At 38.1% G+C, this 11,080-nt stretch carries 7 protein-coding genes and 1 pseudogene (1 of these 8 only partly in view); 5 read left to right on the top strand and 3 right to left on the bottom strand.

Annotated elements, in window-relative coordinates; translation table 11 throughout:
• From FVQ77_15770 to FVQ77_15780, 3 genes and pseudogenes are all read left to right on the top strand, one after another.
• Positions 1-2,430, top strand: a pseudogene (locus tag FVQ77_15770) (SpoIIE family protein phosphatase) (it extends 759 nt beyond the left edge of the window).
• Between the two features lie 112 nt (positions 2,431-2,542).
• Entirely contained in the window at positions 2,543-2,920 is a 378-nt protein-coding gene (locus FVQ77_15775) for a GxxExxY protein (protein MBW8051759.1), read from the top strand.
• 42 nt (positions 2,921-2,962) lie between these two features.
• Complete coding sequence (locus FVQ77_15780) at positions 2,963-3,337, top strand: DUF1987 domain-containing protein (protein MBW8051760.1); 375 nt, start codon at positions 2,963-2,965, stop codon at positions 3,335-3,337.
• Positions 3,338-3,574: 237 nt separating this feature from the next.
• Here FVQ77_15780 and FVQ77_15785 read toward each other — a convergent pair whose 3' ends face one another.
• Positions 3,575-4,780, bottom strand: a complete 1,206-nt coding sequence (locus FVQ77_15785) for an endonuclease/exonuclease/phosphatase family protein (protein ID MBW8051761.1) — start codon at positions 4,778-4,780, stop codon at positions 3,575-3,577.
• Positions 4,781-5,254: 474 nt separating this feature from the next.
• On the opposite strand from FVQ77_15785, the gene nusA reads away from it, so the two are divergent.
• Together nusA and infB are read left to right on the top strand one after the other, a co-directional pair.
• Positions 5,255-6,508: a transcription termination/antitermination protein NusA gene (gene nusA / locus FVQ77_15790; GenBank protein MBW8051762.1), complete on the top strand. Its 1,254-nt coding sequence runs from the start codon at positions 5,255-5,257 to the stop codon at positions 6,506-6,508.
• A 54-nt stretch (positions 6,509-6,562) separates the two neighbouring features.
• Positions 6,563-9,286, top strand: a complete 2,724-nt coding sequence (gene infB / locus FVQ77_15795) for a translation initiation factor IF-2 (GenBank protein MBW8051763.1) — start codon at positions 6,563-6,565, stop codon at positions 9,284-9,286.
• 13 nt (positions 9,287-9,299) lie between these two features.
• On the opposite strand, the gene FVQ77_15800 is transcribed toward infB, so the two are convergent.
• On the bottom strand, positions 9,300-9,749 hold the full coding sequence (locus FVQ77_15800; GenBank protein MBW8051764.1) for a PaaI family thioesterase: 450 nt from the start codon (positions 9,747-9,749) through the stop codon (positions 9,300-9,302).
• 181 nt (positions 9,750-9,930) lie between these two features.
• On the bottom strand, positions 9,931-11,040 hold the full coding sequence (locus FVQ77_15805; GenBank protein ID MBW8051765.1) for an aspartate-semialdehyde dehydrogenase: 1,110 nt from the start codon (positions 11,038-11,040) through the stop codon (positions 9,931-9,933).
• Positions 11,041-11,080 lie beyond the last annotated feature (40 nt).

Raw genomic sequence — 11,080 nt, forward strand, 5'->3', positions numbered from 1 at the left:
GGCGGAGGCGTGAGCCGCTATGACGGGAAATCCTTTACGACTTTTAGTACGGCACAGGGGCTGGCGCATAATAATGTAAGGAGCATCACCGAGGACAAAAGCGGAAACCTTTGGTTCGGCACATATGGCGGAGGCGTGAGCCGCTATGACGGGAAATCCTTTACGACTTTTAGTACGGCACAGGGGCTGGCGGACGGGGTGGTGTATGACATGGTGGAAGATAAAGAGGGCGTGCTATGGATTGGAACGAACCTGGGGTTTAGCGGATTATCATTCCTAACGCAGGGAATAGAGGGATATGTACTGCCCCACGCTACCCCCCAACCCCCTGAAGGGGGAGAGCCACGCGCAGGGGCAATAGAGGGAATAAAGGAAATAAAGGGGGCTGGGCTGATGAATATTAGTAACGAGGAGTTGGAAAATTACACGCCCGTATGGGAAATCTACAACAACAATACGGGCTGGCCGATAAAAGATTTGAATACGAATGCGATGTGCTTTACGAAAGTGGGGCTGCCGCACGGCACTGAAGAAGATATAGGGGTAATATGGGGTGGCTGTGGGGATGATAAGGTGATACGTTTTGACCCTAAAGCAGTACACAAAAACTATGAGCCGCCAACGGTTGTCATTCAGAGCATACGCATACAAGAGGAGAATATTTGTTGGTATAATCTAAATCAACGAATAACGAATTTGTACGAATATACGAATGATGATACCCTGCGAATTACGAATTGGGCATGGGAGTCCGACTCCAAGTCGGGCTCCCACTCTGCTGGAAAGCATTCGGAGCCCCACCTGGAGTGGGACTCCGATGACAGTACCATCCTCGCCCAACAAGAAATAATCACTTACGGACACACATTATCTACAGCTGAGCGCGACACCATGCGCCTTCGGTTCGAAGATATACAATTTGACGGCATCACCCGCTTTTATCCCCTGCCGCGTTACCTTGTACTGCCTTATCAATACAATCATGTTACGTTTGAATACAATGCGATAGTAACGGGCAGGCATTTCCTGGTGAATTACCAATACTTCCTTGAAGGGCAGGACGAAAAGTGGAGCCCGGTAACAAAAAAAATGGATGTTACTTACGGCAACCTTTTTGAAGGGGAATACACCTTTTTGTTGAAGGCGCAAAGCCCGGATGGTATTTGGAGCGAGCCGGTAACTTATACTTTCAAAGTATTGCCCCCCTGGTGGCGCACATGGTGGGCATACGGGATATATGGTTTTATGGCTATCATGGTTATATGGTTAATTGTGTGGGCAAACGGGAGGCGGCTGATAGCACAGAAAAAATTGCTGGAACAAAAAGTAGAACAACGAACAAAGCAATTAAACCAGGAGAAAAAAACAGTACAGGGAAAAAACGAAGAATTGAACACACTCATTGAGGAGCTTAAGCAAAGTAATGATGAGATAGCATCACAAAAAGAAGCAATGCAGGAGAAAAACCAGGAATTAAACACGCTCAATGAAGAAATAACGGCACAAAGAGATAAAGCAGCATATCAAAGAGACGAAATACAGGACAGCATCAATTATGCCCTGCGTATTCAGGAGGCAATATTACCGCCCGAAGAACATGTAACCAAAAGCATTCCCGACCATTTTATACTTTTCAAACCACAGCAGACCGTAAGCGGAGATTTTTACTGGACGGCTCAAAAAGGGAACAAGATGATATTAGCTGCCTGCGACTGTACCGGCCACGGAGTGCCTGGCGCTTTAATGAGCATGCTCGGAGCAGCTTTACTTAATGAGATTGTAAGTAAAGCTGAATTTACGGATATAAAAGCAAGCAAAATATTAGACCAATTACGCCAATTAATAATCAAATCACTCCATCAAACAGGCAAAATAGGAGAAGCACAGGAAGGAATGGATGCTGCAATAACCGTTATAGATATCAGCCCCCCTCTAACTCCCCCCAAAGGGGGGAGAACTGGCCAACACTCTACCCTTCCCCAAGGCAAAAGCGATGGCAAAGTCCCCCCTTCGGGGGGATTTAGGGGGGCTGCTCCCTCAGCAAAATCACTCCAATACGCAGGCGCATTCAACTCTTTATACCTGATCAGAAATGGCGAGCTCATAGAAACAAAAGCCGACAGAATGCCCGTAGGCGTACATTTCAAACAAGACGTACCATTTACAAATCATCAAATAAAAATAGAGCCAGGCGATGTCATATACACTTATTCAGACGGCTATGTAGACCAAATAGGCGGCACCGAAAACAAGAAAATCAACTTCCGCAGATTCAAAGAATTATTATTATCAATACACAAAAAACCAATGGCAGAGCAAAAACAAATACTCGACACAAACCTGGAAAAATGGCAAGCCCACACCAACCCCGAAACAGGAGAAAATTACGAACAAATAGACGATATATTGGTGATAGGGATGAGGTTTTGAAATAATTTTCTCGCAAAGCAGCAAAAAAAAGGTTCTCGCCAAGGCGCAAAGAGCGCAAAGAGAAAACAAAATAAAACTTTGCGTTCTTTGTGCCTTGGCGAGAAAAAAATATATGACAGAAAACGAAATTGCAAAGATATTAGTTAATATATTTTTGAAAATTCATAGGGCTTTAGGTCCTGGCTTGCTGGAATCTGTTTATGAAGCAGCAATATGTTATGAACTTGATAAGCTTGGAATAAAATATAAAAGACAACAAGGAATCGCTGTAGTTTATGATGAAGTAAAAATGGACATTGGTTTTAGAGCTGATATAATTGTAGAAAATAAAGTTATAGTGGAAATTAAATCTATAGAAGCAATTGCACCAGTTCATCAAAAAACATTATTGACTTACTTAAAACTAACTGATTTAAAATTAGGATTACTTGTCAATTTTAATGTAAATATAATAAAAGATGGTATTACAAGAATAGTCAACAATTTATAATTCTTGGCGCCCTTTGCGGCTTTGCGAGAAAAAAAATAAATTATGGAAAATCTACAAATAGAAAAAACATACAGAACCCCCGCAGTATCGCTTGATGCTCAAAAAGGGTTGCTCGAAATTAAAGGAATGTCAATACCCGGTAATACAAAAGAATTTTATTTACCAATAATGAAATGGATTGAGCAATACTGCCAACACCCAAAAAATAAAACTGTGGTAATAATGCAGTTTGTTCTCTATAATACAGCTACGGCAAAATATATAATGGATATGCTCAAAAGTTTTGAAGCCCTCTATAAAAAAGGGTTTGACATAAAAGTTAAATGGCAATATGAGCAAGATGATGAAAGTTGTGAGTTAGATGGAAAGGATTATGCCGAATGGCTTGAAGTACCTATTGAAGTTGTAGAAGTGTAACTCAATTGTAACTCAATTGTAACTCAATAGTAATTTAATAGTAATTCATTGGTAATTCAACTGAATTACTATTGAATTACTATTGAATTACGTTATATTGTGATCATAAAATACATTCTCTTATTCCCTTATTTCCTTTTAGTCGTTATGCCAGCAAATTCATCGGATGACCCCAACGCATAACCCGGAGAGTCATCCGATGATAGCCAACCCTTATTTCCCTATTTCCTTACCCCCTTATTTCCCTATTCCCTTATTCCCATTTTCCATTAGCTTATAATTAGCCGATATAGGAAAGTGATCAGAGTAATCTACTTCATAATGTGTTTTAAATGAATTTATAGTGAAGCATCTGCTGGCAAATTGATTGTCAATCCTCAAAAACGGGAATTTACTGTTATAAGTAAATCCAAAGCCATTGCCGGCTTTTTCAAAAGCGTTATTTAAAATTTTATCCAGGGTTTGGTAAGTATAACTGTAAGGCGTATCGTTCAAATCTCCGCAAACCACTACAGCGTATGGTGAATTATTGATATGACTTATCAGAATATCAAGCTGCCTGCTGCGTAATATAGACACTGTTTTAAAGAGATGAAGTAAATTTTTACTTTTTGATAAAATATCATTCTTTTCTTCTGCATATTTGAAGATATCTTTTCCCTTTATCAGCAATGATTGAAGGTGTATATTGTAAATCCTTATTGTATCTGCTGACCCGCCCCGATATAATCGGGGTTTATTGATTTGGTGACCTGCCCCGATATAATCGGGGTTTGTTGAATTGGTGATTATAACATCAATATAAGTAGCCTGATTTAAAGTGTTATTACCAAAATCAAGATCTCCTTTGTTTATAATTGGAAATTTAGAAAATGTAATGATCCCGAATTGAGCGCCTATTCTATTCGTCAGGGCTGTAGAAAAGTAGTAGTGCCCTTTTCTTTTTCCTGATATCTTATCAATAGAATTAAATATATCTGATTTTTTATCATAAAAAAATTCCTGGAGGCACAAAATATCAGAATTGATATCAGCAAGCCAATCAATCATCTTCCCTGGCGAATCATTATTCTCATCCCTCAAGCGAGCGTAGGTATTAAATACCCTCACATTATAACTTATAACCATTAGACCGGAGGAGAAATTCTGATTATCCCCCCCCGAGTTACCAGGGGGGACAGGCGGGTCAAAACCAGGTATGAACGTACTTTTTATAAATTTGATGCCCAATAACAGCACTGTAATTGATAATATTGACCTGAAAGATTTTTTGAAAAACCAATAAATGATAAAAAAAAGGTTTAATAAGAGCATAACAGGTATGCTTAAGGCAAAAATTGCAGGTAACCAAAAGATGTCCGGGGGTACATAAGAGGATAAATATGCAATGACTGCAAAAAATGCAACAATGATATTGATCCGGAAAAACAGGTACGTTTTCAAAATTTTATAGTATCGGAATTTCAATGTTTAAGTGAAACTTATATTCAAATCTATTATTTGTGCTCTTAATGAACAGTTGCTGGGCTCTGGTTACTGGGCTCTGGACAATTTGCTTTCGGCAGGCAGGTTGGTAATTCTTTCTGACAGTAATCACTACCTTTACCCAGCAACCAGTACCCAGCAACTAATTTCTTAATTTCACTTCAATATATCGAGATTTCACTTTTTAATTAATTTGCGAAGATAAGTTCTTTATATTTTGGGATTGTGGAATTGGGATTTATTTTGTCCCACGCATTGCGGGATGAAGTTTCTATATAGTGGGGTAACATAAAGAACCGGTCTAACGTATAAATATTTTATAAAATTTTTGTTTTTATTGTATTTTTATATTACTTTTGCGGTTTAACCGGTAAGATAAATAATGAGAGGGGGTATTAACCCCTTTTTTTATCATAAATAAATTATCATGATATGGACAGTAATGTATTAATTGAGTCATTTGCAGAATTTGCAAATTCAAAAAAGATAGATCGCCCTACAATGATGAACATACTAGAGGATGTTTTCAGGACAATGATAAAGAAAAAATTCGGAACAGACGAAAATTTCGACTTTATTATTAATGCTGATAAAGGAGACCTTGAAATTTGGCAGAATAGAGAGATCATTCCGGATGATGTAGAGATTGAGCAACCTCATTCACAAATTTACTTATCAGAAGCGAAAAAGATTGAGAAAGACTTTGAGGTTGGGGAAGAAGTTGCAGAAGAGGTACCTCTTTCAGATTTTGGCAGGAGATTGGTACTGACAGCACGCCAAAATCTTATGCAAAAAATAAGAGATCTTGAAAAAGATGTGGTGTTTGCCAAATATAAGGAACTTGTAGGTGAAATTATTACAGCAGAGGTATACCAGATATTAAGCAAGGAGGTGTTATTACTTGATAATGATGACAATGAGCTGGTGGTACCAAGATCTGAACAAATTCCTAAAGATAAATATAGAAAAGGAGATAATATCAGGGCTATCATTGATAGGGTAGAGATGTCTAATGGTAATCCCAGGATCATACTTTCAAGAACATCAAATATGTTCCTTGAACGTCTTTTTGAAAGTGAAGTTCCGGAAGTGTATGATGGACTTATTACTATAAAAAAAGTAGTACGCGATCCGGGAGAAAGGGCAAAAGTATCGGTTGAATCTTATGATGACAGGATAGATCCGGTAGGAGCCTGTGTCGGCATGAAAGGTACAAGAATTCACAGCATTGTACGTGAGCTGGAAAATGAAAATATTGACGTAATCAATTATACTGAAAACCTGGACCTTTATATCTCCCGTGCATTGAGTCCTGCCAAGGTCAGTAAAATAGAAATTGACCATGAAGAAGGCCGCGTTGCAGTATACTTAAAGCAGGATCAGGTATCACTGGCAATAGGCAAGGGTGGACAAAACATAAAATTAGCAAGTAAGCTGATAAACATGGAGATAGATGTTTTCAGGGAATTAAGCGAATATGAAGTAGATGAAGAAGATGTAGGATTGGAAGAATTCTCTGATGAGATAGAAGAATGGGTCATAAAAGAACTAAAGAAAATTGGATTAGATACTGCAAAAAGTGTGTTGACTCTTGGTAAAAAAGACCTGGTCAAAAGAACTGATCTTGAGGAGGAAACAATAGAAGAAGTACTAAATATTCTTAAAAAAGAATTTGAAATCGAGTAACAAATAAAGTACGAAGTACAAATAATATCTGAATTCGTACTTCGTACTTCAATTGTGGCAGAAGAAAAAAAAATACGACTCAGTCATGTTGCCTCCAAGTTGAATGTAGGACTTTCAACTATTGTTGAGTACCTGGGCAACAAAGGATTTAAGGTTCAGAATAATCCTAATGCCAAAATTACGTCCAAACAGTTTGAAATACTGATGAAAGAATTTCATTCATCAGTATTAGATAAGCAAGACGCATTAGATATCACTATTGACAAAAAACACGACTCAAATCTTATAACTGATACAATATCACAGGCAGAAGAGAGGCGAAAATACAAAGACGAAGAAATTTCAATAAAAGATGTTTTTGCTACTCGTTCTGAAACCAGCACAAAAGAAAGTGAATCTTTTAAAAAGCAGGATAATAAATTAAAAGGAAAGGACCCTGACAATGTAGAAGGTGATGTAGAAAAAATAAAACTTGAAGGAGTTAAAATAGTTGGAAAAATAGATCTGCAAAAGTACAACAAGAAGAAGCCTGGTGAAAAGGATAAGCCAACACAGCAAGAAAAGGCTGAAATATTACCTTCTGATACAAAAGGTGTAAAAAAAGACGATAAAGATGCTGTTGAGAGCGTTGGTTCAAAAGCTGAGCAACTTCAAGGCTTAACTGTTGTTGGAAAAATTGATACCCCGCAAAATAATAAAAAGAAAAAAGCGGTTGCTTCATCTGATAAAATTCTTCAAAACAGAAACAAGCGAAAAAGAAGGAGAGTAAACGTAGAAGGCCATCACCAAAAACTAGATTTAAAACAACATTTTAACAGGGATCGTAAATCCAAAAAGGGGAGAAGATCCAGAAGAAAAGAAAAACTACAAGTCTCAAATAAGGAAGTTCAGGAACAAATCAAAACTACGCTTGCAAAATTAAGTAGTGGAGGTAAAGACAGTAAAATTACCGGGGCAAAATATAGAAGAAAGAAACGTTTAGCAGTTACTAGTGAACAAGAAAAGAATTTAATAAAGGAAGAGCAGGAGGCAAAAATAATTAAGGTTACAGAATATATCTCTACCAATGATCTGGCATCCATCCTGGATGTTTCAGTAAATGAAGTAATATCTGTGTGTATAGATTTGGGCATGTTTGTATCTATCAATCAAAGATTGGATGCTGAGGCGATTACAGTTATTACAGATGAATTTGGATATGATGTGGAGTTTACTACTATCGAACAAGAAGAAATTGTAAATGTGCTTGAGGAAGATAAAGAAGAAGATCTATTAGAAAGAGCTCCAATTGTAACTATTATGGGCCATGTTGATCATGGTAAAACTTCTTTACTTGATTATATCAGAAAGACAAAAGTTATTGAAAAGGAAGCAGGAGGCATCACGCAGCATATTGGCGCCTACGAAGTAACTACTGATAGTGGTAGTATGATCACGTTTTTAGATACTCCTGGTCATGAAGCATTTACTGCAATGAGAGCACGTGGGGCGAAATTAACCGATATTGTCATAATAGTAGTGGCAGCTGATGATGGTGTAAAGCCACAAACAAAAGAAGCGATTAACCATGCACTGCTTGCTGAAGTACCGGTTATTATTGCTATAAATAAAATAGATAAACCTGGAGCTAACCCGGAAAAAGTTAAAGAAGAGCTATCAAAAAAGAATATTCTGGTAGAAGATTGGGGGGGCAAATACCAGTGTCAGGAAATATCCGCTAAAAAGGGCACTGGCATACCTGAATTGCTTGAAAAAGTTCTCCTTGAAGCTGAACTTCTTGAATTAAAAGCCAATGCAAATAAAGATGCATCAGGCATCGTAGTTGAGGCTACATTAGATAAAGGCAGAGGTTATCTTACCAGCGTGCTAGTACAAACAGGAACTATAAAAGTCGGTGATATAATATTAGCAGGGTCATACTATGGCAGGGTAAAGGATATGACCAATCATAACGGAAAAAAAACAAATCAAGCCGGTCCCTCAATGCCTGTACAGATTTTAGGTCTGAATGCTGCCCCTCAGGCAGGTGATAATTTTCATGTAATGAAATCAGAGAAAGAGGTTCGTGAAATAGCTGCAAAAAGAGAGCAAATACATCGGGAACAGAAGTTTAGGACAAAAAAGCATATAACGCTTGATGAAATAGGCAGACGGTTAGCCATAGGTAATTTTCAAGAGTTGAATCTAATTGTTAAAGGAGATGTGGATGGGTCTGTTGAAGCGCTAACTGATTCGTTACTAGAACTCGCCATTGAAGAAATTGATGTAAATGTGATCCATAAGGGGGTGGGACAGATCTCGGAATCTGACGTCATATTAGCTGCTGCAGCAGACGCCTTGATCATAGGTTTTCAGGTTAGGCCATCTCCCGGCGCCAGAAAATTAGCAGAAAAAGAAGAAATCGAGATCAGGCTATATTCTGTTATCTATCATGCTATCGAAGAAGTGAAGGATGCAATAGAGGGTATGTTAATACCTGCTGTAGAAGAAGCAATTTCAGGAACCGCAGAAGTAAGAGAAGTTTTTAAAATTAATAAAGTTGGTACTATTGCGGGTTGTTATGTAACTGATGGGACGATCAGTAAAAATGTTGATATCAGGTTGATAAGAAATGGTATTGTAGCTTATTCCGGGCAGATCGATGCTTTGAAAAGATTTAAAGATGACATCAGTTCTGTGAAAACAGGGTATGAATGCGGTATTAGCATCAAAGACTTCAACGACATTAAAGTTGGAGATTTGATTGAAGGATTTGAAGAAAGAGAGGTAAAACGCTAATAATTCAACCGTATTACAACTGAATTAATTGCTTATCAGCTACAATATTAAAGGTAGCAGTCGCCATTGCCGTTGGTTGTGTTTCATTTTTTCTGTAAATATATCCATGGATCACGCAAATTTTCCTGCCCCGGAAAACAACCTTAGTCTGGATTATCAGGTTGTCGCCCAGTTCTATTGGCAGGAAATAATTCACCTTAAGCTCAACCGTTGAGCAGAAATCACTGTCATCCATCGTAGTAAACGCTGCTGCACCACAAGCAAAATCAAAAAATCCTGAAATAACTCCACCATGAACCCGTCCTGCCGGTGAAAGATGGTCTTTACGGATCTTTAAACTTCCTTCAACACTTTGCTTTTTACGATCAAACTTCAGCATTTTATAGCCTAGCCATTCACCATATTTGTCAGGGTAATGAAAATGCTTGAGACCTAGTTGTGATTTAATAGATTTTTCAGACATTTTATATTAAATTGTTGAGTCCACTCTAAAAAGTAAAAAATTGAAAAGAAATCGTTTCTCGCAAAGACGCAAAGTTCGCAAAGGATTGAATATCAATTAGTTAAGTATATAACTTTGCGCTCTTTGTCCCGCACTTGCGGGAAGAACCAAAAACACTTTTTAGAGTGGACTCATTGTTTAATTACCAAAGATCATTTACAATATATTCTGCAATCTGCACCGCATTGGTAGCAGCTCCTTTTCTAAGATTATCAGAAACGATCCACATATTGAGCGTTTTTTGCTGGGAATCATCCCTTCTTAAGCGTCCCACTAAAACCTTGTCATTATTTTGTGCATCGATGGGCATAGGGTAGTTAAGCTTTTCAGCATCATCTTTTAAAACAATTCCCCGTGTATTTTTCAGGATATTTCTCACTTCTTTTAGATCATAGTCATCTATAAATTCTACATTCACTGATTCTGAATGTCCCCCCAAAACCGGTATTCTCACTGTGGTAGCTGTAATTTTAATACTGTCATCACCAAGAATCTTTCTGGTTTCATTGATCATTTTTACCTCTTCTTTGGTATATCCACTTTCTTCAAAATCACCTATGTGAGGGATTACGTTCAGGTCTATCTGATAGGGATAAACCATTTCATATTTACGATTTACGATTTTGGACCCGCCTGCCATAGGCCTTTGGCGGGCAGGTTTTGGATTTCGTCCCGCCTGTCCCACCGAATAACTCGTGGGGAAGTACTCGGGATCAAGTTTCGGGTTTCGGGTTTCGGGTTTCCTTTCACCCATCAATTGGTCAACTGCCTTCCTGCCTGAGCCGGTAACTGATTGGTAAGTAGAAACCACAATCCTATTTATCCCATATTTTTTATGTAATGGCGCCAGTGCCATTACCATTTGAATCGTAGAACAATTAGGATTGGCAATGATCGTATCGTTTTTTGTCAACAGATGCGCATTGATCTCAGGAACTATTAATTTATGACCGGGATTCATGCGCCAGGCAGAAGAATTGTCTATAACTGTGGTTCCTGCGTCTGCAAACTTTGGCGCCCATTCCAGAGAGATTGAACTACCCGCTGAAAACATAGCAATATCAGGGTGTTTTGTAATCGCATTTTCTATCCCTATAATCTTATACCCTGTACCTTTATACCTTATTTCTCTTCCGGCAGATCTTTCTGATGCCACCGGAATAAATTCAGTAACTGGAAAATCCCTTTCTTGTAAAATCTCAATTACTTTACTGCCTACTAAGCCGGTGGCTCCTATCAATGCGAATTTCATAAATAAAAAAAAGGTAAATGTAACTAATCAGTCGGCAGTC

Source organism: Cytophagales bacterium, assembly GCA_019456305.1.
In the GTDB taxonomy this organism is placed as follows: Bacteria; Bacteroidota; Bacteroidia; order Cytophagales; family VRUD01; genus VRUD01.